Genomic DNA, 24,681 nt, shown 5'->3' on the forward strand with positions numbered 1-24,681 from the left:
ACCTAGAATTTAAACAGAAATATCTAAAAATATGAGAAAAAACATGTAATCTTAAAATAGCAGGCTAATGTCCTGAGGAGAAATATTATGGAACTAGGGCAAACTTACGGGGATGAAGTATATAACCCCAATCTGCTGGAATTCAGAAATATTTCCAAAGATATTCTTCCTTGGCTCGAAAAAATAGCTATCGAGAATAATTGCAGAATAGAAAAAAAAGAATGGAGAAGCAAATATAACAGCTACGTTGTTTATGACTATGAACCTTTTTGCTCGGACGGTTTTGAGATTAGTCTGAGTATTTCGTCCACATCAAAAAACTATCTTAAATTTATACAATATCTTTACAGCAATAAAATTAAAACTATAGAATACCTGAAAGTATGTCTGTCCAGCTAATTTCAATCAAAATATAATTAAAAAAGAACCAGCCTTATTGTGATAAATAAAAAGGGCTGGTTCTTAAATTAATTATATGAATAAATTCACGTCAGATTTTTCGGCAGCGTTGATGTAAGTGGCAACTCCACCGATTTCTACACCCGAAATAAGTTCTTCCGGTTTAATTCCCATAACATCAAGCGACATCTGACAGGCAATAAAGGTTACGCCATTATCCTGTGCCTGTTCGATAAGTTCATTAAGTGTTGCAACATTTTTTGATTTCATAACATGTTTCATCATAAGAGTCCCTAGCCCAAACATGTTTAATTTAGAGAGGATAAGCATATCAGCACCTTTCGGCATCATCATCCCGAACATTTTATCAAGCAACCTTTTTTTAACTTTTGGTGATTGCGTTTTTCTGAGTATATTTAATCCCCAAAAAGTAAAAAACATGGTAACAGGATTTCCTGTTGCAGCCGCGCCATTAGCTATAATAAAAGATGCCAGTGCTTTATCAAGGTCACTGCTAAATACCACAAAAGTTTTATCAGTTCCCGAAGAATTGTTTATTTTATTCTTTGTTGTTCCCTTTTGAATAGAAGCTGTTATTATCCTGTTTTCGTCCTTGATTTCAAGCAGTGTATTCCCTGTGCTATTACACCATGCCTGAATATCTTTTTTGAAACCGGGGTCAGTTGTTTTAATCTTAATAACTTCACCGCTGTTAAGTTCTTTTAAAGACTGAGTCAACTTCATTATCGGACCGGGACACTGCATTCCGCATGCATCAATTTCATTACAAATAACTTCATCAAAAGGAATTGAATCAAAATCAGCAACGTTTTTATTTTCATCCTGCTTAAAGTTTTTATCTTCAAGCACATGTTTATATATACTGTATCCGCCAATTAATCCGTAAACATCTTCAAACCCTTTTTGCATAAGAATTCTTGCTGCAAAGTACGATTTTTTGCCTTTGTTGCAGTAAATAAGAATTTTTTTATCTTTAGGAAGCTCATTTAATCGGCTTCTTAATTCTTCAAGGGGAATATTATAGCTTCGAGGAAGTGTTCCGAACATTTGCTCTTCTCTTGCTCTTACATCAAGAACAAATGTTTCATCATTAAGTTTTTCAATATTATCCCAGTAAAAAGGTTTGACTTTACCTTCCAGAATATTTAACGCACCCATTCCTGCAAGGTTTACAGGATCTTTTGCCGACCCGAAAGGAGGAGCATAAGAAAGTTCAAGTTTTGCGAGGTCTGCAACTGTTTTTTCAAACCTTATTGCTGTTGCAATTACATCTATTCTTTTGTCTACTCCATCAAGTCCTATAATTTGCGCTCCAAGCAATTTGCCGTTTTCCGAAGAAAAAAGTGTTTTTATCATAAGAGGAAAAGCTTCCGGATAATATTCGGCATGCGAAAAGACAGGAGTATAAGTTTTCATATATGAAATATTGTTTTTCGAAAGCTGTTTTTCGTTGTTTCCTGTTGTTGCAACAGTTATATCAAATATTTTCAGGATAGAAGTTCCCTGCGTAGCATCATATTTTGAATTGAATCCGCAAATATTTTCAGCCGCAATTCTTCCCTGTTTATTTGCAGGTCCTGCAAGAGGAATCAAAGCATTTTGCCCCGTAATAAAATCTTTGACCTCAATAACATCTCCGACTGCCCATATATTTTCATCCGAAGTCTGAAGATAATCATTTACTAAAATTCCGCCCGTTTGACCTATCTTAAGACCTGCCTCTGCGGCAAATTTTGATTCCGGTTTCACTCCTATTGCAAGAATTACAAGTTCTGTTTTAATTTGTTTACCGCTATATAAATTAACAGCTAACTCTTGCCCATTTTCAAAGGACTTTACTCCGTCAAATATATATAAATCAATTTCTTTATCTCTCAAATGATTGTGAATTTGTGCTGCAATTTCAATGTCAACAGGGGCTAAAACTTGAGTTGATCCTTCTACAAGACTCACTTTTAAACCAAGATGCCTGAGATTTTCGGTCATTTCCAGTCCGATAAAACCTCCGCCTATAACCACTGCATTTTTTACTTTATTTTTTCTTATAAAATTTTTAATTGCATCTGCATCAGGGACATTTCTGACTGTAAAAATTCTTTCGTCATTTATACCCGGAATATTTGGTCTGACAGGAGAAGCCCCCGGCGAAAGTATCAGTTTATCGTAATTTTCCTCATATTCGATATCGGATTTTCTGTCAAGAACTGTTATGGTTTTTCTGTCTCGATTAATTTTAACGACTTCCGCTTCCACTCTTGCTTCAATATTAAACATAGCATCAAGTTGAGCCGGAGTAAGCAAAAGAAGTTTTTCCCTGTCTTTGATTACATCCCCGCAGTAATATGGAATACCGCAATTAGCAAAGGAAATATGCTTTCCTTTCTCAAAAATTATGATTTCAGCGTTTTCATCAAGCCTTCTTAATCTCGCTGCCGCGCTTGCTCCGCCTGCAACTCCGCCTACTATTAAAACTTTCATCATTATTCTCCTTATTAAAAATTTTAGTTCTTTTTATTATCTTCCTATATTTTTTTTAAAAAATCTTAATTAAGAGAACTAAATATTTTTTTCACCTGTTCATTAGTTACTTTATAGCAAATCTGATTGCCGTTTCGAAAGCCTTCAATAATTCCATGTGATTTAAGAATATTCAAATGCTGAGAAACAGTGGGCTGAGGCACATCAAGATTTTGAACCATCTTGGAAACATTGCATTCTTGTTTTTGTATTAAGCCCATTACTATTTGAACTCTTAAAGAATGTGCAAGTCCTTTGAAGATTTCTGAAAGATTTTCGTGTTCTGATTTTTCCATACTTTCACCTTAATTTTTTCATATCGATACATTATAATATCCGAATATACTAATATAATATCAGTAGTTTTAAATTTGTCAATATTCTTGTTATAATAATTTCATGTTTGAAGATAAATTTGACGATAAAATACTTGAACACTTAGAGGAGAAAGAGAAATTCCCCTCTTTTCCATTGCCGCTTACTGTAAAAAAAGCGGAAAATTCTTATTTGTTCGATATCAATGAAAAAAAATATTTGGATTTAACGTCAAACAGGGAAAATAATCCTTTCGGGTATTCAAATATCATTATCGAAAGTGAAAATCGCTTTTTAGATTCCGAGCTGTTTGATTCTTACGACTCATTGAAGTTGAAAGAAATCTTAAAATCAGCGACAGGATTGGAAAAAGTATATTTTTCATCAAGTTTAGGGGAAATTTACAACCTATCAGGCAACTTAATAAATATTCATCTTAATAATACAGGCAAAGATAAGATTCTTTTGTCATGTGCTTCCGCAAATAAAGACCTGTACGAGATAAAAGGTATTAAAGAAGAATTAGTTCCTGTAAACAAAGATTCTTTGCTTAAAACTCTGTTTTCCCGATCTGTAGGAGCCGTTATAATTCAGATTATTCAAAAGACTGACGAATTTATAATCGCAGAAGAAGAGTACTTAAAAGAAGTAAGGAAATTATGCGATAAAAACAATGCACTGCTTGTTTTTGACTGCGCAAACACAGCACCGCTCAGGCTAAATAACGGCTTATTCAACTATAATCCTGAAATTAAGCCTGATATTCTGATAATTTCAAAAGGATTAAGTCAGGGATTTCCTTTTAGTACTTTAATTGCATCAGAAAAGACTCCTCAAATTGAGCTTTTTGAGTCAAAAGCAGGACTTTACTCTCCTGCGTACTCTGCGGCATGCGAATTAATTCAGGATTTTCAGACAAATAAAACCGACGAAATTATTAGTTCAAACATAGAATATATAACTCAAAAGCTTGGTGAATTATCGGAAACCCATATAAGTCTTGTGGATTATTATTCAAGCGGAATGTTTTTTACACTTGTTGTTGATATTTCTGCTTATGAGTTTGCCAGAGAAGCCTTTAATAAAGGTGTTATAGTTGATACTCTTAACGACAGCAAGATTATACTTGCACCTCCGTATAATATTAAGAAAGATGAAACAGATTATTTAATTTTGATTTTTGACGAAGTTTTTGACCTGCTTGCAAAATTTGACAGAATGAAATAAAAACCTCCTTTTATAAGGCTAAAACAGGAATGACTGGCCTAAAAGGCTCTAAAAAGGGGCTTACAAAAATAAACTACTAAAAGTTTTGCTTTTCTTTTTTTAAAAAAATGATATAATTAGTTAATGTTTCAACTTTCTTGTTTAGTTTTTTAAGAAAATTTAATCAAAAGAAAGGAGGTAAATTTAGAAAAATCCGCATTTAATCAGGTTAGTGCTTTAACAAGAAGTTTCGGGGTATTTCTAGATGAGAGAACAATTTTTTCATGATCTTTCTTCATTAACAAGTAAAACAACCAACTCCAAATACGAAACGGAAAAGAAAACAACAAATCTTAATTTAACAGCACTCCGTAGTTATATTAACTATATGAGAGAACGAGGAGTCACTGTTTACCCTATTTAAAAGGAATTTGAAACGGAAAAACAAAATATTTTTTAAAGAGAGAGTGCTTAAAAGCCCTCTCTCTTTTTTGATTTTTAAATTTAATATTATTAATCGGAAGAAAGATAACTTTTAAAGTCTTTTTCGGGAATTAATTTATAAGTGCATCTTTTATAAAGTTTTCCTCCTGCTTTGATTCGTGCAGGATTTGGATAATCCTTGCACATCTCAAGTCTGTTTTCATAATCAGGACAAAGATTTGTTTCATCTATAAATTTACAAGCAAGAATTAAATTTCCGTATTCATCTTTTCCGATAACTTTAAATCTTTTATACTTTGGATAAAAATTTGTTAAAAAATTAAATTCTTCTTCTGTATAAGCATCAAGACTGTACATAAAACGGCAGCAATCACCGCAACGACTGCATTCTCCTTCGATTCCATATTTAACTTTTTTTAGAACCAAATTCGACATTATTTCGTAATAAATATTTTTTATAAATTTTATTAAAACTTTTACATTCATTAATATATTCTAAACTAATTTAAAAATATTAAAATATATTAAAATCCTGCACGAAATCGAAATATAATATAATATTATATATAAAACACCTTTATTAAGAAAATTTTCGGAGAAAAATATTGTTTGCTCACGGTGAATTAAACACAAGACTCACTCATACACTTAGATTTAACAGGTTTTTGACTATTGCTTTAATTATAAATCTTGTTGTTTATTCATTACAAGATTACGGAAATCATAGTATGACTTGTCATATCTTTCTTTCGTTAAGCTGGATTATTCTCGGACTGTACATAATCTCAAACGAAATCCTAATATGGGTTACGAATAAGCCTGATTTGTCTTCTCAACATTCCTGCGAAACCCTGTCAGGCTTTAACACAGTTTTAACAGCGTCACTTATAATAATGCTTACAATATTTACAGGCAACAGTGACTATATTTTCCTCTCATTAATACCGCTTATTCAAGGAATATCATACGGAAACACAAAGCTATCCCTGAATATTTTTATCACCTGCGCAGGTATAATATTTATTGCCAACATTTTTGGCTGGTTTCAAAAAGATTTTTTAATTTCTAATCAGAATGTTATATTAACTAAAACACTCTCATTCCTTACAGTTATGGGGGTATTAACATATCTGGTAAAAATATTTAACAGTTTCATTGAATTTGCGGGAAATAAAGCTGATGTGCTTCACAATATGGCAACAACAGATGCTTTAACCGGTCTTATGAACAGAAGAGAGTTTAATAGAAGAATTGCAGAAGAGTTTTCAAGGGCTAAAAGACATAAAACTCAATTAAGTCTTGCTCTTTTTGATATTGATTTTTTCAAAAAAATAAATGATACATACGGTCATAACGCAGGCGATGTGATTTTAAAAGAGCTTGGCAGTTTGATTTCCAGCAAAACAAGGACTTCTGATATTGCATGCCGTTATGGAGGCGAAGAATTTGTTCTTATACTTCCTGAAACATCTCAAGTTGAAGCTTATGAGCTTCTTGACAGATTAAGACAAATTGTAGCGGAAGAAATTTTTAATCAAGCAGAAAAACCGATTAAAGCCACTATTAGTGTAGGGGTTGCACAGCTTGATCTGTCCGACAAAAACCCTATTGATTTCTGCGAGAGAGCCGACAAAGCACTTTATAAAGCAAAAGAAAGCGGTAGAAACAGAGTTGAAAGAGCTTCTCTCGGTCTTCCCAAAATCGAATTGGTTTACAAGAAAAAAGTTAGCTAATTTTAAAGCCTGGATTCATCTTCAAGAAGGGAATTTCAAGTTTAAACTTTAATTTCCAGAATTATAAGAAGTATATCTGTTTTTTGATCTTGCATAAGCAACATAATCAAGATATGAAGGCAATTTATATAAGTAATCCATTGGATTAACGTACATTTTGTTATATGTAACTTCAAAATGCAAATGAGGTCCATTTGAACGACCTGTTGAACCGACATAAGATATAACTTGTCCGCGTCTTATGGTATCTCCAACATTTACAACAAGAGCAGAATTATGTCCGTATAATGTTTGCAGTCTTGGAATTTGTGGGAGATCAGGATAATAATGGTCAATTATTACGCAATTGCCATAACCTCCTTTCACTCCGCTGTAAATAACTACTCCGTCCTGAACCGCATATACGGGAGTACCCGTATCAGCAGCTATATCAACACCGCTATGAAAAGCTATTTTTCCTGTGAACGGATCAGGCCTCATTCCAAAGCCTGAAGAGATTTTTCCGTAAACCGGTCCGACTACATCATATTTCGCATATGCAAAACTTCCCTGAACTACAAACCAGAGAAATAAAACAAATATTATTATAAATTTTTTGTATCTTTTCAAGATCCTACCACTCCACAAGGCTTTTTGGGGTTGCCTTTAAGTAAAATATTTAATCATGTATCCACATACTAAGTCTAACAACTATAAAATTATTCAGCCTCCTATGAATTCTGTATTTGAAAAAACACATAATTATTTAATCGGCATATATTTTTTAAAATTAATAATTTATTTTCAGAAATCAATTTTTTAAAATCAGAAACAGGGTAAATTGCTTACCCTGTTTGAAAAAATAATTGTAAATTTTTTTTAATATATATTAAAAATTGCTTAACCTAAAATGAGTTTATATTTTCGAAAACTCATCGTTTCCGAAAATAACGCTCTTAACAGTGAATACCGCTTTTCTGCCGGTTGTTAAAATCCCGAATTTATTTTTGAAGCGGTATAACCTAAAATTATTTGGCTAGCAAAATAATTTTTTCAATGGCTTCGTCTTGTAAATTATATTTTTCTTGAAGCTCAATTAATCTTCTTTCCAAAAAATTAATATCTGCTTTTCTGATTGCTTGTGTGTTGTTTTTTATTAAATTCATAATTTGTTACACTCCTTAGTTTTTGAATTACATCTCTCTTACTTATATAAAAACATCGGAGTGCAAAATATTGCCTTTTTATATATTAAATAAATAATTTATTTTTTATTTAATTTGTTTAAGAACTCTATGTGCAAAATTTACCGAATTTAACATTCCATGCATGCCAATAGCCATAGTCGCCACAGGAACACCTTTTGGCATTTGGGCTATCGAGAGAAGTGCGTCCATCCCATTAAGCGGGCCAGTATCTCGAGGCACACCAATCACAGGAAGATTGACCCTGGCAGCAACTACACCCGGCAAAGCCGCAGCTAATCCGGCAACAGCAATAATAATTTTAGTTTTTCCGGCTTTTTCAATTTCACCAAGATAATTCAAAAGCTCTTCTAAATTTCTGTGTGCCGAATATACAACATATTCTGTTTCTATTCCAAGTTCTTCGGCCAATTTTAAGGCAGGTTCTACAAAGCTTGTATCACTTTCAGACCCCGCAATTATGACAAGTTCCTTCATCTTTGCAACAACCTTTCCCAAAAACGCTAACTTCACCGATATCGTTTCTAAACACTTTATCAACATAATCAAGCTGTTTTATAGCATCGTAAATATCTTTTTGCGCGCCAATTCCGCTTTTGCAGACCGACAAAACCCTTCCGCCATTGGCAAAAAGTTTTCCTTCATCTATATTTACACCTGCATAAAAAATATTTACTTCGTTATTATCAATAATTTCATCAATATTAACTATTTCACCGCCTTTAACCGGATTTTCGGGATAACCTTCCGCAGCAACAACAACACAAAAAGATTGCCCATGTTTCCATTTAAGTTCAACCTCATCAAGCTTTTTCTCGGAATGCTTCTTGAAAAGTTCAAGCAAATCAGTATTAAGATGCATTAATAATGCCTGAGTTTCAGGATCACCAAACCTCATGTTATACTCAAGGACTTTAACTCCTTCATCGGTAATCATCAAGCCGGAATAAACCACACCTGTAAAATCGGCATTTTCTCTAATCAATGCCTCTTTTAAAAGTTTTATATAATCTTCAATCCACTCATACTCTTTGACTACAAGAGAAACAGGACAATATGCTCCCATTCCGCCTGTATTAGGTCCTTTATTGCCGGAGAGTAATCTTTTATAATCTCTTGCAGGGACTAATGGCAGCAGTGTCTTTCCATCCCACAGGGAAATTAAGGAGATTTCAGCTCCTTCAAGGAATTCTTCCACTATAATTTTTTGAGAAGCCTGACCAAATTGGCCATCCAGAAAATCTTTCAAAGTATTTTCAGCATCTTCTTTTGTTGAAGCTATATAAACACCTTTTCCTGCCGCCAAACCGTCTGCTTTTATGACCACAGGTATTTTGAATCCCTCTAAAACCTCTGCTATCTGCGATTTATCGCTAATTAGTTTATATTTTGCGGTTGGAATATTATTTCGCTCCATAAAATCTTTTGCAAAAGACTTTGAACCTTCCAGCATGGCCCATTTTTTATCAGCACCAATGGCAGGAATTCCGATTTTATTAAATTCATCAACTATTCCACTTATTAAAGGGTCTTCAGGTCCGACAACTATTAAATCTATTCCGATTTCTTTTGATATACGAGCGAGTTCTATATGATTTTCTGCCTCAATGACTTCTCCGAGTTCGGCAAATCCGTCATTGGGCTTACATAAATATAATTTTTCCAATAATGGCGATTGTTTTATTTTCCATGCAAGTGTGTGTTCTCTTGCTCCGCCTCCGTATACAAGAACTTTCAAGTTTATTCTCCCGCGTTAACTCTGACTTTTTCTTTGTAATTGCTTATTATAGTCCCTAAAATAAAAGGTTCATAAGATTTACAAACTTCAAAAACGCTGTTAAGTTTGTCAGGGTGGACAATTACACACATTCCAACACCCATATTAAATGTTTTATAGGCTTCTTCAAAACCAACTAAATCTTCTAACTTTGTAAAAACAGTATTTTCCGGAATATTTTTGGTTGAAATATCAGCGCATAAAGCATCTGGAATAACTCTTTCGAGGTTTCCTTTTATTCCTCCGCCTGTTATGTTTGCACAAACTTTAATTGCATTTTGATTACATAGTTTTAAGATTTCATTTACGTATATATACGTTGGTTCTAGTGTGTTTTCAAGTTCTTCATCACTGATAAGCCCTTGCTCGTGGAGTTTTCTTATCAAAGTATACCCGTTAGAATGAGGTCCGCTTGACTTAAGACCAATTACAATATCACCTTCTTCGACGTTTTCTTTTCTTAACATCAAATCCTTTTTCACCAGCCCTAAAGCAAATCCTCCAACATCAAAATGTCCTTTTTTCATTAAGTCACTCAGTTCTGCTGTTTCTCCACCCAACAAAATACAGTTATATTTGCTTAATTCAGTTTTAAGAGCTTTTATAAATCTTGAAGTTACTTCCACATCAAGAGTATGAGTTGCAAAATAATCAAGAAAGAATAAAGGCGAAGCTCCGACACAAATCATATCATTCAAATTCATTGCTATAAGGTCAATAGCAGCTGTTTCAATCAAGTTATATTTGCTTAATGGAATTATTTTTGTTCCTACTCCATCTGTACAGCCCACTAAATAATGGTCTGGAAGCACAAGATGCTCATATATTCCTGCAAAATTTCCTATATTCTCATTTTTGACTTCATTTCTTATAAGTTCTGTAAGCATATCTGCCTTTTCGATGCTTACACCTGCTTGTTCATAAGTAATTTTCATTTTAATTTCCTGTTATTTATTTATGGAACCGGTACAAACCAGATCACAATGTTTATTTTTATTGGTATGTTTAGATTCTTTGGTAACCGGAGCAGTTAAACATGAATAGCACCAATCTTCCCATCCGAAAATATCTTTTAAGCCGTCAAGTGAAAGATAATCCAGAGAATCTGCCTCGATAAAATTCTTTATTCCTTCTGTATCCTTATACATGTTCGCTAAAAGCTCTTTCGGTGATGGAATATCAACTCCCCATTGACATGTATTAATTAATTTTGGAGAAGCTGACCTGAAATGGACTTCTTTGGCACCTGAATTCTTTATCATTCTTACTATTTCACGTGATGTTGTACCTCTGACAATAGAATCATCTATTATTACTACCTTTTTGCCTTCAAGAACCTCTCTCATCGGCGTAAGCTTTCTTATAACGCTATTTCTTCTTAATTGCTGTTCAGGAAGTATAAAAGTCCTTCCAACCCATCGGTTTCTCATTAATCCTAATTGAAAAGGGATTCCTGACTGTTGTGAAAAGCCAAGTGCCGGAGCAAATCCTGAATCCATTACAGGAACAACGATATCAGCATCAACAGGGTTTTCAACAGCACATTTCTTGCCGAGTTCAACTCTTGCCATGTAGACGTTTTTACCGAATATATTTGAATCAGGACGAGCAAAGTATATATGTTCAAACACACACATCTTTGACGGCATTTCAGGAGCGAATCTTTTTATTTCATAACCATCTCTGGTTATAATAACGCCTTCTCCCGGTTTAATCTGTGTTACTTTTTTTTCTGTTAAAGATTGAAAAGCTGTATCTTCAGAGCTTATAAAAATTCCTTCTTCAGCTTCGCACAATACTAATGGTCTATATCCGAGAGGATCTCTATAAGCAAAAACTTTTCCCGGTACACAAAATAATATTGACCATGCTCCGCCCAAGAAATTTTTTGTTAACACTTTGCCGATTTCTTCAAACGACCATTCAGAAGGGGGTCTGCAAAGTTCCCTTACTACTTTTTTAAGGATCATTTCTGTATCAGAAGTTGTAAGAAAAACCTCTCCTTGCTCTTCAAGGTGTTTTTTCATTTTTACAGCCGCATCAACATTGCCATTATGGGCAACCGAAACCTTTTCTCCAAGATAAGTAATCACATACGGTTGAGCATGGAGTGAATCAGACGAACCTTGTGTTGAATATCTTACATGTCCGATGCCTGTTTTGCCCTTTAGATTATGAATTACTTTATCCGTAAGAACTTCCATCACGAGTCCTTTGTTCTTATGAACAACTAAATCTTTGTCTCCACAGCACAAACCTGCGCTTTCCTGTCCCCTGTGTTGAAGCATGAATAATCCCTGCTGGATAAAAGGAGCTATATTGTGATTATGGCTAATACCTCCAAAGATTCCGCATTCTTCTGAAAATTTTACTCCGTCAATTTTGGAATCAGCATAGCCTAGACAATGTTTTTCACAGGAAAATTTCATCTTTCCATCTCCAATTCAATAGATTTATCATATAAATTAAATAATTTTTTTAAATCAAAGCTGTTTCCGTCAAATTCAAAAACGTTATCCACGCAATTACCGAGTATTTTATATTGAACTTGTTTAGATTGAAGAATTTTTTCTGCTTTTTCGGGTTCATTTGTTGAAATTACATATCTTCCTGCAACTTCACCCAAAAGCGCTTTTTCCTGGTCTTTACAGAAGATAAGACTGCCTTTAAATCCTGTATTCCCATTTCTTACGCCTTCAAAGACTGCTCCGAAAAGCCCGCCTTCTGAAACATCAACGCATCCACCGATAACTTTATTATCTCTCAGGTCAAATATGGTTTCTTGAAGTTGTTTTTCAAGTTCTGCGTTTGTTTTATCTACTTCTCCACCAATAAAATCGTATATAACTCTTTGATAAAGAGAGCCGCCTATATTTGATTCATCGTTAATTTCTTTACCCAATAAAATCAAAGTTTCATCAGTAGAAAAAGCAGCTTTTATAAGCTTTTCTGCCGAATCTGCATATCCGACCATCCCTATTGTCGGGGTTGGAAATACACGTCTTTCCGAGGATTCATTATAAAAAGAAACATTACCTGAAACCACAGGGACACCTTCTTCTCTACAGGCATCCGCAATTCCTTCTATTGATTTTACAAACTGGTAAGCAACTTCGTCTTTTTCGGGGTTGCCGTAATTTAAACAATTTGTAACGCCTAAAGGCTTAAACCCACTCGAAATAAGGTTTCTGCAACATTCCCAAACCGTATTTTTTCCGCCTTCATAAGGATTCAGAAAAACCTGTCTTCCGTTTGAATCTATTGCAAGCCCCATAACACCGCCTTCTTCATGTATCCATATTCCTGCTGCTCCTGCCTGAGACGGTTTCAATGATGTTCTTGTTCCAACGGTATGGTCATATTGTCTATAGACCCATCTTTTAGAAGCAAAATTGGGGTCAGATACAATTTTTTCAATGGATTCATTAATAGGCATGGTTTTATTATGCGTTAAATTTCTATACTCATTTATGTATTCAGGTTCTTCTTCATTCAAAGAGTATTTAGGCGCTTCAGCAAGGATTTCCGGCGGAAGATCCGCAACTTCTTCACCATGCCAGAATAGCCTGTATCTGCCTGTTTCGGTGGTTTTACCTATAATACTTGCAGGGATTTCATATTTTTTGGCTATATTAAGAACTTTTTCAACGCCGTCTTCTTCTACAACGAAAAGCATCCGCTCCTGCGACTCTGAAAGCATAATTTCCCAGGGTTTCATATCATTTTCTCTCAAATGAACTTTATCAAGATGAAGGTCTATGCCACATTCGCCTTTATAAGCCATTTCGGAGGAAGATGATAAGAGTCCCGCTGCTCCGTAATCCTGACAGCTTTGAACTTCTTTTAAATCGAGAATTTCAAGTGTAGCTTCGGTTAAAACTTTTTTAATAAATGGATCACCCACTTGTACAGAAGGTCTGTCCTCTTTGGAGTTTTCATTAAGCTCTTTGGAAGCAAAAGAAGCACCATGAATACCATCACGCCCGGTATGTGAGCCTACTGCAATTACAATTTTGTTTGGTTCTGCTTTTGCTGATCTGATTTTATCTTTTTTTACAATCCCCACCGCCATAACGTTTACAAGGGGAGAATCTGTATAAGACTCATCAAAACCAACTTCTCCGGCTACTGTGGGAACTCCTATGCAATTTCCGTAGTGGGAAATACCTTGAACAACACCGTCGAAAATATGTTTTGAAAAATTATTAGTGATTTTGCCGAATTTTAATGAATCCAAGAGGGCAATAGGTCTTGCGCCGATTGCGAGAATATCCCTAATAATCCCTCCAATCCCTGTAGCAGCACCTTGAAAAGGTTCTACAGCCGAGGGATGATTATGAGATTCAACTTTAAAAACTATTACATGCTCACCAATCTGAACACCGCCTGCATTTTCACCGTGAGTTACCGCACCGCCTAAGGGGAATTTGGACAAATATTTTCTTGAGTGCATATAACCGCAGTGTTCTGACCACATAGCAGAAAACAAATAAGTCTCCAGCTTGTTTGGCTCTCTTCCCAGCCTTTTTTGAATTTCAGTATATTCAAAATCCGTTAAACCAAGTGCTTTATATAGTTCAAGTGTTTGCATAATTATTTTATTCCTCCGGATAGTACTTTCCCTTTGATTTGGGAGTCTATCATCTCAAAAAAAGCTCTTCCGTCTGTATTTCCTGTTTCTAAGAAGATAGCTCTCTCCGGATGCGGCATCATTCCTATAATGTTGTTTTCTCTATCCCAAAGCCCTGCTATATCTTCCACAGAACCATTAGGATTACTTGTATATTTTAGAAAATCAATTTTTTTAGATTTAATTTCCTGTAAAGTGCTTTCATCTGCGATATATCTACCTTCACCATGGGCAATAGGCAGGGATATTTCTTTATTTTCAAACAAAAGCCCTGTTTCTTCGCAAATAAATTTTGTATTATCGTTTACAGACAAAATACCAGGAAGAAGTTTTGCTTCGCACAGAATCTGAAATCCGTTGCATATACCAACTAAAAAACCTTCTTTTTTGCCTATATAGTTGCTTAATGCCATTACAACAGGGCTAAACCTTGCCAATCTGCCTGCTCTGATATAATCTCCATAGGAAAAACCGCCAGGTAAAAAGACAATATCATATTTTTCAAGGGAAGTTTCATCATGCCAGATAAAACTTGTTTCCCAGCCGAAATATTCGCAAGCACGCTTGGTGTCTACATCACAGTTTGTTCCCGGAAATACAACTACGCCTGCTTTTATCTTTTCGCCTTTCATACTTCCAAAAACCTTTCAACTTCATAACGCTCAAGTACAGGATTTGAAAGAACGTCTTCACAGATTTTACTTAATTTTTCTCTGGCATCTAATTCATTGCTGCCATTGACTGAAAGTGTAAAAAACTTTCCTACCTGAACTTCTGCGTTTTCTTCCAGTCCTGTTCTTCTTAAAACAGTATCAACAGCTGTACCTTGCGGATCTCTGACACCTTTTTTCAAAGTAACTATAACGTCTGCTTTATATTTTTTCATGTTGTTTTTCTACTCCATGTTTTGCAAAACTATAAAATTATCATATCGGGATTTCGTTGCTAATCACAACTACAGTTAAATTTCTATATTTAAAAGATCTGCCAGTTTTTTGTAAGAAGTTACCAAATCACCTTTTTCTTCTCGATAAACATCTTTATCAAGAGATTCCATCGTTTTTTTAACCCAAAAACGACAGGTATCGGGAGAAATTTCATCAGCTAGAATTATTTCTCCGTCATCAGTTTTTCCAAATTCTAATTTGAAATCCGCTAATATTATACCAAAAGAATCCATGTGTCCGGAAATTATTGCATTGATTTCCAGAGCCGTTTCTTCAATTTGAGCCAACTCTTCTTCTGTTACGGTATTCATATATCGAATATGTTCTTTGCAAAGAATTGGGTCGCCTAGCGAATCATCCTTGAGATAAAATTCGCAAAGAGGCGGTGTAAAAACCATCCCTTTCTCAAATCCCAGTCTTCTGCAAATAGAACCTGCCGCAAAGTTTCTGACAACAACTTCCAGCGGGACAATATCAACTTTTCTGGCTTTCAGAGAAACATCATCGATAAATGAAACTATATGGGTTTTTACATTGTGAGAGTGAAGTAATTCAAAAAAATATCGTGTGAACGCAAGATTCACACGACCTTTATCTAAAAAACTATCTTTTTTCTCACCGTTAAACGCTGTAGCATCATCCTTGAAAGATATTATAACCTCTTTTGGATTCTCTGTGGCAAATATTTTTTTTGCCTTGCCTTCATAAAGCATTGTTAGCATCATTTTTGGCACCTTTATTTTTTATTTTTAATTAACGGCATTTTTTTCTCATCCACATTTTTGAAATTATCACGCTTAAGATATAGAGTCAATAAATTGTAAGCTTTGGTAAATAAATTATTGCATAAAAAAAATGCGCTATCCGCGATTCGAACGCGGGACCTCTCCCTTAAAAGGGGATTGCTCTACCGGCTGAGCTAATAGCGCATTTCTTATTCGAATTTTCAGTTAATTAGAAGTTTTGTGTCATCCACATACTTAAATTACCAAGAGCATAATTTGAAGTCAAGTATAAATCGTCATATTTATAAGAGGATTTATACTCCCGCTTTACATTTCAAAGGACTATTCAGCATAATAGTCTGGTCTCTATTTGCGCCGACGCTAATTATAGAAATTTGCACTCCTATAATTTCTTCAAGTCTTTTTATATATTTTTGCGCATTTTCAGGAAGGTCTTCGTAGTTTTTTATTTCCGAAATATTTTGCATCCAGCCGTCCATGGTTTCATAAATAGGATCAAGATATTTATGAAGGCTTGTTATTGACGGATAATATTCATAAATTCTTCCATCTCTTCTATCTTCATAACCTACACAAATTTTAATTTCTTCAAAAGAATCGAAAACATCGAGTTTTGTGAGGGCAATATCTGTTAAACCGTTTAACAGAGTGGAATATTTTGCAGCTATTGCATCGAACCAGCCGCACCTTCTTTTTCTTCCTGTTGTAGTACCGAATTCATCGCCAATCTGTTGAATTTTTTCTCCGAATATATCGCCCAATTCCGTTGCAAAAGGACCTTCTCCTACTCTTGTTACATAAGCCTTAAATACGCCTATAACTTTATCCAGATATGTCGGACCAATCCCGCTGCCATTGCATGCTCCTCCTGCTATAGGACTGGAACTGGTTACATAAGGATATGTTCCATGGTCAATATCCAGCATCGCACCTTGTGCGCCTTCAAAAAGAATGTTTTTATTCTCTAAAATTGCTTGCCTTAACAATTCGACAGTATCTTTCACATAAGGAGAAAGCATTTCTGAATATTTTTTGCATACTTCAAGAATTTCATCTTTATCATAAGTCTTACATCCGTAAGATTCTAACAGTTTGTTTTTCTTAGGGAGAACTATATCAATTTTTTCTTTTAAAATTTCTTCATCAAGAAGATCTTCTACCCTTATGCCTACTCTGTCTATTTTATCGACATAGGTAGGTCCGATTCCTCTTTTAGTTGTGCCTATTTTGTTTTTTCCAAGCGCGTTTTCATTTAATTCATCAATATCTATATGATACGGAAGCGTTACATGCGCTGAAGTACTAATGTACAGGCATGAAGTATCAATACCTTTTTCTTTTAATCCTTCAATTTCTTTATTCAAAACTTCAGGATTAATTACTGTTCCACAACCAATAATGCATGTTTTTCCTTTGTATAAAATTCCTGAAGGAATAAGATGAAATTTATATGTTTGACCGCCTGTAACTACAGTATGCCCTGCATTACATCCGCCTTGATACCTAACTACAAGATCGGCGTTTTCAGAGAGAAGATCAATAATCTTAGCCTTACCTTCATCTCCCCATTGCGCACCAACAACAACTGCATTAGTCAAAGTTTTATCTCCTTTTTAGTTCTTGGTTTTCAAACAAATTTAGGCTGAATATGCCAACAGTATGTAGTATAAGCAAAGCATAGATTATCGTCAATTTTTATATAAAATAAGTTTATCAAAAAACGCCCATAACAAGCTATACGGCATTTTTTGCGAGTTGAATATTTAAATTTGTTTTCTCAAATCAGCAGAAAGTTTGTGAGCCATAAGCCCTTCTATATTTGCCAGGTTGGAAGCAACTGCGCATAAAGTATTTTGAGCTGCATTTTTTGAAATTTGCTGGTAAGTTTGGATTTTTACAAAATCCAGCGCACTTAAACCGCCTGTATATCTGGCAACTCCGTTTGTCGGCAGTATATGATTAGTTCCGCTGCAATAATCCCCGAAAACTTCCGCAGAATAATCGCCTATAAACAAAGAACCGTAGTTTTTGTATTTATCAATGTCTTTTTCAGCATTTTTATAACAAATTTCCAGATGTTCAGGGGCTTTTCTATTAGATATTTCTATAGCTTGTTCAATATTTTCAACCAGAATTACAATGCTTTTAGAGATAGATTTTGATGCTATTTCTCTTGTTTCAAGTGTTATCAAAAATTCTTCGACTTTTTTGATAACATCATTTGCAAATTTCTCTGAAGTTGTAACCAGATAAGCTCTTGCATCTGGATCATGTTCACATTGTGCCAGCATATCTGCCGCTATAAAAGATGGATTTGCTGTTTCATCTGCAATAATCATAACTTCACTGGGTCCGGCAAGAAAATCAATTCCGCATACCCCGTAAACCTCTTTTTTTGCAGCAGTAACGTATTTATTACCCGGTCCGACTATTTTATCGACTTTAGGGATTGTTTTTGTGCCGTAAGCCATGCCCGCAATAGCCTGCACGCCGCCGATTCTAAAAATTCTGTCAACTCCTGCGAGTTTGCATGCTGTTATTGTAGCAGGCTTAATTTTTGGACTGCAAACCGTAATTTCTTTCACTCCTGCGACTTTTGCGGGAATTACAGACATTATTACCGAAGAAGGAAGCGGATAATTACCGCCGGGTACATAAGCCCCTATTCTTTCAAGAGGAATTACTTTATGCCCGAGCTTTACTCCGTTTATGTCGGTTTCTATATCTTTAATTACCGAGATTTGAGCTTTTGCAAAGTTTTTTACGTTTTCTATTGCCTGTTTTAATGAATTTTTTATTTCATCAGAAGTTTCATTATAGGCTTTTTCGATTTCCTCAGGTGTAACTTCAAGCTCTATAATATCTCCGTCTCCGAATTTTTTGCTGTGTTCTTTTATTGCATTATCACCACGATTTTTTACATCAGAAATTATTGAAGAAACCGATTCAATCCCGTCAAATTCCTGATATTTATAAAATTCTTCTGATAATTCGCTGTGTTTTATGAGTTTCACAAACTAATTCCCTTGATATTACAATAATTATAACTGATTGTTACGCTGAACTTGTTTAAACAATGCCTAATACAAAACAGATTGCCACGTCAGGGCATCGCCACTTCTCGCAATGACAAATAGTTTATTTTCTTCGAGAAGAAAGATGATTTTTTACATCTTCAAGTGTCACACCATATTTAACCATTAAAGTCATTACAAAATAGGTCAAATCTGACACTTCCCAGATTAATTCGTCTTTATTTGTTGCATGAATTACTTCAAAAGCTTCTTCATTTATTTTACGCTTAAGAAAAACTTCATCTTTAAAAAGCTTTGTAGTGAACGAATCTTCCGGAAGCTCTTTAAATCTGCTTTCAAGAACTTTATACAATTCATCCAGATCAAAGTTTCTCTCTCCAAAGCAGGTTTCACTGCCTGTATGACATGCCGGTCCTGTTTGTTCAACTACATACAACAAAGAATCTCTGTCGCAGTCATATTTAACTTTTATTAATTTTTGGGTATTGCCTGAAGATTCACCTTTTGTCCAGAGAGATTTTCTTGAACGTGAATAATAAGTTGCTTTTCCCGTCTTAAGTGCTTTTGTAACAGCCTCTTTATTGCTGTATGCAAGCATTAAAACCTCTTTTGAACTTATATCTTGAACAACTGTGGGGATTAAGCCTTTCCCCTTCTCAAAATCAAGCAGAGCAACATAAGCTTCTTCCAAACTTATTTTCCCTGTATAAATACTCATTCCGAGCTGGCAACCTGCACCAATCTTGTCAAGTTCGACTATTTCTTCTATAGAACTTATGCCGCCGGCAGCTATGAGTTCTTTATCGGTGATTGAACGGATATGTTTTATTGCTTCAACATCTGTTCCGCCCATCATTCCTTCTTTTTCCACGATTGTGTACAGATAGCCCGAACAAAGTTTATCAAATCTTCTTACGAGTTCCTCTGCGGTATTTGCTGTTTCTGTTTGCCAACCGCGCGTTACAATTTTTCCGTTTCTTGTATCTATTGCCAGAAGGACTTTATCTCTTGGAAGTTGACTTAAAAACAATTCTGATGCTGCTGTACCTATAATAATTTTCTTAGCGCCATAAGACAGAATTTCTTTAGCTTTTTCAATAGTTCTTATCCCACCGCCAACACGGCAATCAGCAACTTTGCAAAGTTCTTTTATAAGCTCTGTATTATTTCCTTTGCCCATTGCAGCATCAAGATCAATAACCGCAATTTCTCCAAAACGTCCAAAATACTCCGCAAGTTCAAAAACATCTTCTCTTTCAACAACTTTTTCTTTGCCTTGTTTTAATTGGACTGCTTTTCCATCCATTATGTCTATGCTTGGGATAATCATCAAATAGTCCTTTCTCTTTCACTCTCTACTTTAATCTTGTAGGGATGCCTTTATTATACAAAAAATTCTTTAAATCTTTAATTTTAACGGTATCAAAATGAAAAATTGAAGCTGCAAGCGCTGCATCTGCTGCTCCTTTTTCAAAAATATCGCTAAAATGCTCCATACTCGGACCTGCACCACCGGAAGCAATAACAGGAAGATTTGTATTTAAAGAAACTGCTCTTGTAAGTTCAATATCAAAGCCGTTTTGGGTGCCGTCTGCATCCATTGAAGTAAGCAAAATTTCTCCCGCGCCGAGTTTTTCAACTTCTTTAACCCAATCAAGAACTTTCCATTGAGTTTTTTTTGTACCGGCATTAATGTAAACAAACCATTCATTATTTTCTCTTTTCGCATCTATCGCAACAACTATACACTGGGAGCCGAATGCTTGGGAAGCTTTTTCTATAATTTCTGGGTTTACAACGGCAGCCGTATTTAAAGAAGCTTTATCCGCACCGGAAAGAAGGATTTTTCTAATATCTTCAAGAGTTCTGATTCCACCGCCGACTGTTAAAGGAATAAAAATCTGTTTAGCTACCTTTTCAACGACATTTCTCATTGTGTCGCGACCTTCATTGGTTGCAGTTATGTCAAGAAAAACTATTTCATCTGCACCTTCCTGCGAATATCTTGCAGAAAGACTTACCGGATCTCCGGCATGCCTGAGATTAAGGAAGTTAACCCCTTTTACGGTTTGTCCGTCTTTTACATCAAGACATGGAATTATTCTTTTTGCCAGCATATTTTGGTTCTCGAATAAATTAACATAATTTTATACTTATTTATTATAACTCAAAGCCTCAATTCCAAAACCATCTTATTTAAAACAAATATTTAAAAAATATGCCTTTTTTTAAAACTTCATTAGAATATTTTCAAGTTGATACTTAATTAAAGTGGTTATATAAGGAGATAATTATGAACAATAAACTGCAAACAAATCAAATTTATAATAAAATTGAACAGCTTAAAGAGCCTGAACACAGTGTTGCTTTAAATAAACTAACAACTAAAAGCAACAATATAAAAGCTATGATGAAGTTTAAATATTCAATTTGCAAATTAGAACGGACATGTACTTTTAATAAATTTCAATCCATCGTTTAAAGAATTCAAAACCGACTTCACCGCTCTTTTCAGGGTGAAACTGAAAAGCAGATACGTTTTTTGACTCAATTGATGCAACAAAATCGATATAATAATCTGAATAAGAAGAAATAATTTCTTTATTTTCAGGAACGACATAATAAGAATTTACAAAATAAACGTACTCGTCAGTCAAAATACTGTTATTTTCAGTTGTTTTAAGTTTATTCCAACCAATTTGAGGAACTTTTCCTTCTGTAAATTTAACAACTTTTCCCGGAAAAATACTTAAACCTTTTACTCCCGGAGCTTCTTCGCTTTCTTCAAAAAGAACTTGAATGCCGAGACAAATTCCCAAAAAAGGAACACCCGAATTTATTTTATAAATTAAAGCATCAGTAAGACCTTTTGAGCTTAAAGACTCCATAAACTGCCCGAAATGCCCTTGCCCCGGAAGAATAATTTTATCAGCTTCCAGAATTTCCTCTTTTTTATCGGTCAATTTATACGTACAACCCAACTTATCGAGGATGTTGGTTACGCTTTTAATATTGCCTGCACCATAATCTAATACTATCAAACCGCTCATATTCTTAAATTACCCCTTTAGTAGAAGGTAATAATTCGGAATGTTCTTTATTTATGCTGCAAGCGTGTTTTAATGCCCGTGCAAAAGCTTTAAATATAGCTTCAATTTTATGATGAGGGTCTTCTCCGTCAAGAAGCCTTATATGCAAGGTCAACATACCCGCTGTGGCAAAACTTATAAAGAAATGTTTAACAAGGGCTGTTTCAAGATCACTTGTTATTTCTTCCTGAATATTTGCGGTGAAACCGCAAAAAGGTCTTCCGCTTATGTCTATTGAAACTTGCGCCAACGCTTCGTCCATAGGAATAAAAGTAAACCCGTATCGATTTATGCCTTTTTTGTCGCTCAAAGCTTTTCTGAAAGCTTCTCCTAACGAAAGTGCAACATCTTCAACAATGTGATGAGCGTCTTTGTCCAGAGAATTTACCTGAATATCAAGATCAAAATAGCCGTGAGAAGCAAGCTGCTCAAGCATATGATCAAAGAATTTTATACCTGTTTTAATATTTTTAACGCCTGTTCCATCAAGATTCAGATTTATTTTTATTTCTGTTTCAAGTGTTTTTCTCTCAACGCTCGCTGTTCTCATAATTATTTGACTCCGTTTGTTATTTTTTACCACTTTAAAAAATTTTCAACTCTGATATAATGTTAAAAAGGGCGGGCAGGTGTTGCAAGCACTTACCCATCAGAAGCCCTATTTCGTCAAAAGAAACAAAATAATTTTCAGAAAAAGCTCTAGTACTAATAGGGCTTTTTCTATTTTATCCCTTTTTACTTGCATCACCTCCTTTCCGATAATCAACTATTTTAAGTAGTGTGCCGGAAGTTAGTGAGTGGCTTCTTAGCCAATAAGCAAGAATAAGCTTTTGCGTTTTAGTTTTTAACGCTCCGCTTGGCAGATTAAATTTTCAAGGTTCTTTCTTAATTTATCATATCATTGCGGAAATTTTAAATAATTTTACCAGATCTTCTGTGTTTTGCAGAACTTCTTCTGCGCCATATTGAACAAGTTTTTCTTTAAGTTCAAAACTTTTATCCTGCGGAGGAAGCACACCTATAGCTTTAATACCTGCTTTTTTGGCTGAAATCATATCATCATGAGTATCTCCCAGATAATAAGCATTCTTTGGCGAAACTGTTTTCAAAATTTTCAATAATCCGTCAGGCTCGGGTTTGTGTTTTCCTTCAGGAAGGTCTTCCATCGTAATTACTGGGCTAAAACAGTCCTCAAGTCCCCATCTTTTAAGCACAAAATCTGCTTCCTGTGCGGGTCTTCCCGTAAATATCGCCAAATCATAATCTTTTGAAAGATTTTTTATAGCTTCGGGAGAAATAAGTATTTCTTCGTTTAAAATAAACCCGTCACCGTTATTTCCAAAATATAATTCCTGAAATTTATCTATAATTTGCTTTTTAGGAATATTGAAACCTGAATTTTTGAGCAAATACTCGGTTAAGTCCCAGTCATTGTTTAAACCGCCCAAATTTTTCGCATTTTGGATTTCTTCCTGCGAAATATCTTTCTCGGAAAAATGTCTGTAAGTTTCTTTTATTGCTGTTCGATAAGAATTTCTGGTATCTACAAGCACACCATCAACGTCAAAAACTATCAAATCTCTTGATTTAAGGCAATCAAGAATATATTTAGTATCTTCAACAGAGGGAAGTGCTATTCTAAGGCAATTTTCAAGGTTTGCAGTTTTTTCAAAATTCTTAACTTTTATCCCTGAATTCAAAAGTTTTTTGTAAATAAAATCAGATTTTTCACCGAAATCAACAAGTAAAAAGTTTGCATTACTTGGATAAACCTTTACAGCTAAATCTTTTAATCCGTCTGTGAGAAGTTTTTTTGATTGATTAACCTGAGAAACCACATTATTTAAGTATTCTACATCATCAAGCGCAGCTATAGCTGCTTTTACAGCAACGATATTTACACTATAAGGTCTTAGAGCCTTCTGTATATGCTTAATATTTTCTTTGTTGGAGATTATATAGCCGAATCTTAAGCCTGCAAGCCCAAAATCCTTGGACATTGAACGCGTTATAAAAACATTAGAGTATTTTTCAATTAAATCCAAAAAAGTCTCATCTGCATAATTGAAATAGGTTTCATCAATTAAAATATATTTTCCATTAGATGCTTCAATAATTTTGAGCATATTTTCTCTTGATATGACTTCGCCTGTGGGATTATTTGGCGTAGTAACAATGATTAACTTGGTATTTTTACCAATATTTTCAAGTATTTCTTCAACAGGAAAAATAAATTTTTCCGCATAATTAATTTCCTGATAAGTACATCCAAGAATATTTGCATATATTTTTGGCATTACAAAGCTCGGAGTAACTGCTAATACTGTATCTTCTTTCTCAACAAAAGTATCAAAAATATAATTTATCGCTTCATCAGCACCACTTGTCGGCAAAATCATATCAGGATCTATATTATTAGCACTTGCAAGTTTATTTATAACTTCACCGTAAGCAGGATAGTATTTTATATCTTTTGCAGTTATCTTCCTGAGTGATTCTAAGACTTTCGGGGAAGGCCCCATTGCATTTTCATTCGAATCCAATTTCAACCTGTATTCGTCAACGCACAAAGGTATATCATAGCCTTTAGCTTCTAAAATACTCTTTTTGGGAGAAGTCATTTTAAAATTTACCTTTT

25 protein-coding genes and 1 tRNA gene are annotated in these 24,681 nt (G+C 34.6%); 5 read left to right on the plus strand and 21 right to left on the minus strand.

What is annotated here, in order from left to right; all coding sequences use genetic code 11:
* The first annotated feature begins 87 nt into the window (after positions 1–87).
* Positions 88–399 carry a hypothetical protein gene (locus tag WCG23_01380; protein MEI8388513.1) on the plus strand — a complete coding sequence of 104 codons (312 nt, stop codon included), beginning with the start codon at positions 88–90 and terminating at the stop codon, positions 397–399.
* Positions 400–471: 72 nt separating this feature from the next.
* On the opposite strand, the gene WCG23_01385 is transcribed toward WCG23_01380, so the two are convergent.
* Positions 472–2,901, minus strand: a complete 2,430-nt coding sequence (locus tag WCG23_01385; protein ID MEI8388514.1) for a DsrE/DsrF/DrsH-like family protein — start codon at positions 2,899–2,901, stop codon at positions 472–474.
* Positions 2,902–2,963: 62 nt separating this feature from the next.
* Positions 2,964–3,233, minus strand: a complete 270-nt coding sequence (locus WCG23_01390) for a metalloregulator ArsR/SmtB family transcription factor (protein MEI8388515.1) — start codon at positions 3,231–3,233, stop codon at positions 2,964–2,966.
* Between the two features lie 103 nt (positions 3,234–3,336).
* Here WCG23_01390 and WCG23_01395 point away from each other — a divergent pair, with 103 nt between their 5' ends.
* Entirely contained in the window at positions 3,337–4,479 is a 1,143-nt protein-coding gene (locus WCG23_01395) for an aminotransferase class III-fold pyridoxal phosphate-dependent enzyme (protein MEI8388516.1), read from the plus strand.
* A gap of 244 nt (positions 4,480–4,723) precedes the next feature.
* Positions 4,724–4,882 (plus strand): hypothetical protein, encoded by a 159-nt coding sequence (locus WCG23_01400; protein MEI8388517.1) that lies wholly within the window; start codon positions 4,724–4,726, stop codon positions 4,880–4,882.
* Between the two features lie 89 nt (positions 4,883–4,971).
* Here WCG23_01400 and WCG23_01405 read toward each other — a convergent pair whose 3' ends face one another.
* Positions 4,972–5,388: a YkgJ family cysteine cluster protein gene (locus WCG23_01405; protein ID MEI8388518.1), complete on the minus strand. Its 417-nt coding sequence runs from the start codon at positions 5,386–5,388 to the stop codon at positions 4,972–4,974.
* Positions 5,389–5,507: 119 nt separating this feature from the next.
* On the opposite strand from WCG23_01405, the gene WCG23_01410 reads away from it, so the two are divergent.
* A complete protein-coding gene (locus tag WCG23_01410; GenBank protein ID MEI8388519.1) occupies positions 5,508–6,635 on the plus strand; it encodes a GGDEF domain-containing protein in 1,128 nt (375 codons plus the stop codon).
* A 48-nt stretch (positions 6,636–6,683) separates the two neighbouring features.
* Here the strand turns inward: WCG23_01410 and WCG23_01415 are convergent, their stop codons facing one another.
* From WCG23_01415 to hisF, 15 genes are all read right to left on the minus strand, one after another.
* Positions 6,684–7,244, minus strand: a complete 561-nt coding sequence (locus WCG23_01415) for a M23 family metallopeptidase (protein MEI8388520.1) — start codon at positions 7,242–7,244, stop codon at positions 6,684–6,686.
* Positions 7,245–7,642: 398 nt separating this feature from the next.
* Positions 7,643–7,780 carry a hypothetical protein gene (locus WCG23_01420; GenBank protein MEI8388521.1) on the minus strand — a complete coding sequence of 46 codons (138 nt, stop codon included), beginning with the start codon at positions 7,778–7,780 and terminating at the stop codon, positions 7,643–7,645.
* A 105-nt stretch (positions 7,781–7,885) separates the two neighbouring features.
* Complete coding sequence (locus tag WCG23_01425) at positions 7,886–8,296, minus strand: AIR carboxylase family protein (protein MEI8388522.1); 411 nt, start codon at positions 8,294–8,296, stop codon at positions 7,886–7,888.
* Positions 8,265–9,557 (minus strand): phosphoribosylamine--glycine ligase, encoded by a 1,293-nt coding sequence (purD, locus tag WCG23_01430; protein ID MEI8388523.1) that lies wholly within the window; start codon positions 9,555–9,557, stop codon positions 8,265–8,267. Before purD ends, WCG23_01425 begins: the two co-directional genes overlap by 32 nt.
* 2 nt (positions 9,558–9,559) lie before the next feature.
* Complete coding sequence (gene purM / locus WCG23_01435) at positions 9,560–10,531, minus strand: phosphoribosylformylglycinamidine cyclo-ligase (protein MEI8388524.1); 972 nt, start codon at positions 10,529–10,531, stop codon at positions 9,560–9,562.
* Positions 10,532–10,543: 12 nt separating this feature from the next.
* On the minus strand, positions 10,544–12,025 hold the full coding sequence (purF, locus tag WCG23_01440; protein ID MEI8388525.1) for an amidophosphoribosyltransferase: 1,482 nt from the start codon (positions 12,023–12,025) through the stop codon (positions 10,544–10,546).
* Complete coding sequence (purL, locus tag WCG23_01445; GenBank protein ID MEI8388526.1) at positions 12,022–14,187, minus strand: phosphoribosylformylglycinamidine synthase subunit PurL; 2,166 nt, start codon at positions 14,185–14,187, stop codon at positions 12,022–12,024. The genes purF and purL overlap by 4 nt, the downstream gene beginning before the upstream one ends.
* A 2-nt stretch (positions 14,188–14,189) precedes the next feature.
* A complete protein-coding gene (purQ, locus tag WCG23_01450; GenBank protein ID MEI8388527.1) occupies positions 14,190–14,843 on the minus strand; it encodes a phosphoribosylformylglycinamidine synthase subunit PurQ in 654 nt (217 codons plus the stop codon).
* Between the two features lie 11 nt (positions 14,844–14,854).
* Positions 14,855–15,112, minus strand: a complete 258-nt coding sequence (gene purS, locus WCG23_01455) for a phosphoribosylformylglycinamidine synthase subunit PurS (GenBank protein ID MEI8388528.1) — start codon at positions 15,110–15,112, stop codon at positions 14,855–14,857.
* Between the two features lie 75 nt (positions 15,113–15,187).
* Positions 15,188–15,898 (minus strand): phosphoribosylaminoimidazolesuccinocarboxamide synthase, encoded by a 711-nt coding sequence (purC, locus tag WCG23_01460; GenBank protein MEI8388529.1) that lies wholly within the window; start codon positions 15,896–15,898, stop codon positions 15,188–15,190.
* 131 nt (positions 15,899–16,029) lie between these two features.
* A tRNA-Lys gene (locus WCG23_01465) sits at positions 16,030–16,102 on the minus strand.
* Positions 16,103–16,212: 110 nt separating this feature from the next.
* On the minus strand, positions 16,213–17,517 hold the full coding sequence (locus WCG23_01470) for an adenylosuccinate synthase (protein MEI8388530.1): 1,305 nt from the start codon (positions 17,515–17,517) through the stop codon (positions 16,213–16,215).
* A 165-nt stretch (positions 17,518–17,682) separates the two neighbouring features.
* Positions 17,683–18,933, minus strand: a complete 1,251-nt coding sequence (gene hisD, locus WCG23_01475; GenBank protein ID MEI8388531.1) for a histidinol dehydrogenase — start codon at positions 18,931–18,933, stop codon at positions 17,683–17,685.
* Between the two features lie 124 nt (positions 18,934–19,057).
* Positions 19,058–20,284, minus strand: coding sequence for a bifunctional phosphoribosyl-AMP cyclohydrolase/phosphoribosyl-ATP diphosphatase HisIE (gene hisIE / locus WCG23_01480; GenBank protein MEI8388532.1), 1,227 nt, complete (start codon positions 20,282–20,284; stop codon positions 19,058–19,060).
* Between the two features lie 25 nt (positions 20,285–20,309).
* Complete coding sequence (hisF, locus tag WCG23_01485; protein ID MEI8388533.1) at positions 20,310–21,071, minus strand: imidazole glycerol phosphate synthase subunit HisF; 762 nt, start codon at positions 21,069–21,071, stop codon at positions 20,310–20,312.
* Positions 21,072–21,247: 176 nt separating this feature from the next.
* Between hisF and WCG23_01490 the strand changes: the two genes are divergently transcribed.
* Complete coding sequence (locus WCG23_01490; protein ID MEI8388534.1) at positions 21,248–21,436, plus strand: hypothetical protein; 189 nt, start codon at positions 21,248–21,250, stop codon at positions 21,434–21,436.
* Here the strand turns inward: WCG23_01490 and hisH are convergent.
* The 3 genes from hisH to hisC form a co-directional block, all read right to left on the minus strand.
* Entirely contained in the window at positions 21,411–22,004 is a 594-nt protein-coding gene (hisH, locus tag WCG23_01495) for an imidazole glycerol phosphate synthase subunit HisH (protein MEI8388535.1), read from the minus strand. The two genes, WCG23_01490 and hisH, sit on opposite strands and share 26 nt — an antisense overlap.
* A gap of 4 nt (positions 22,005–22,008) precedes the next feature.
* A complete protein-coding gene (gene hisB, locus WCG23_01500) occupies positions 22,009–22,593 on the minus strand; it encodes an imidazoleglycerol-phosphate dehydratase HisB (protein ID MEI8388536.1) in 585 nt (194 codons plus the stop codon).
* A 343-nt stretch (positions 22,594–22,936) separates the two neighbouring features.
* Positions 22,937–24,664 (minus strand): histidinol-phosphate transaminase, encoded by a 1,728-nt coding sequence (gene hisC / locus WCG23_01505; GenBank protein ID MEI8388537.1) that lies wholly within the window; start codon positions 24,662–24,664, stop codon positions 22,937–22,939.
* Between the last annotated feature and the right edge of the window lie 17 nt (positions 24,665–24,681).

The organism is bacterium (assembly GCA_037147175.1).
GTDB lineage: Bacteria > Cyanobacteriota > Vampirovibrionia > Gastranaerophilales > UBA9971 > UBA9971.

Coding starts and splice junctions, on each gene's coding strand:
- WCG23_01380 (MEI8388513.1), top strand. CDS start 88: ATGGAACTAGGGCAAACTTACGGGGATGAAGTATATAACCCCAATCTG.
- WCG23_01385 (MEI8388514.1), bottom strand. CDS start 2,901: ATGATGAAAGTTTTAATAGTAGGCGGAGTTGCAGGCGGAGCAAGCGCG.
- WCG23_01390 (MEI8388515.1), bottom strand. CDS start 3,233: ATGGAAAAATCAGAACACGAAAATCTTTCAGAAATCTTCAAAGGACTT.
- WCG23_01395 (MEI8388516.1), top strand. CDS start 3,337: ATGTTTGAAGATAAATTTGACGATAAAATACTTGAACACTTAGAGGAG.
- WCG23_01400 (MEI8388517.1), top strand. CDS start 4,724: ATGAGAGAACAATTTTTTCATGATCTTTCTTCATTAACAAGTAAAACA.
- WCG23_01405 (MEI8388518.1), bottom strand. CDS start 5,388: ATGAATGTAAAAGTTTTAATAAAATTTATAAAAAATATTTATTACGAA.
- WCG23_01420 (MEI8388521.1), bottom strand. CDS start 7,780: ATGAATTTAATAAAAAACAACACACAAGCAATCAGAAAAGCAGATATT.
- WCG23_01425 (MEI8388522.1), bottom strand. CDS start 8,296: ATGAAGGAACTTGTCATAATTGCGGGGTCTGAAAGTGATACAAGCTTT.
- purM (MEI8388524.1), bottom strand. CDS start 10,531: ATGAAAATTACTTATGAACAAGCAGGTGTAAGCATCGAAAAGGCAGAT.
- purF (MEI8388525.1), bottom strand. CDS start 12,025: ATGAAATTTTCCTGTGAAAAACATTGTCTAGGCTATGCTGATTCCAAA.
- purL (MEI8388526.1), bottom strand. CDS start 14,187: ATGCAAACACTTGAACTATATAAAGCACTTGGTTTAACGGATTTTGAA.
- purS (MEI8388528.1), bottom strand. CDS start 15,112: ATGAAAAAATATAAAGCAGACGTTATAGTTACTTTGAAAAAAGGTGTC.
- purC (MEI8388529.1), bottom strand. CDS start 15,898: ATGATGCTAACAATGCTTTATGAAGGCAAGGCAAAAAAAATATTTGCC.
- hisIE (MEI8388532.1), bottom strand. CDS start 20,284: ATGATTATCCCAAGCATAGACATAATGGATGGAAAAGCAGTCCAATTA.
- hisF (MEI8388533.1), bottom strand. CDS start 21,071: ATGCTGGCAAAAAGAATAATTCCATGTCTTGATGTAAAAGACGGACAA.
- WCG23_01490 (MEI8388534.1), top strand. CDS start 21,248: ATGAACAATAAACTGCAAACAAATCAAATTTATAATAAAATTGAACAG.
- hisH (MEI8388535.1), bottom strand. CDS start 22,004: ATGAGCGGTTTGATAGTATTAGATTATGGTGCAGGCAATATTAAAAGC.
- hisB (MEI8388536.1), bottom strand. CDS start 22,593: ATGAGAACAGCGAGCGTTGAGAGAAAAACACTTGAAACAGAAATAAAA.
- hisC (MEI8388537.1), bottom strand. CDS start 24,664: ATGACTTCTCCCAAAAAGAGTATTTTAGAAGCTAAAGGCTATGATATA.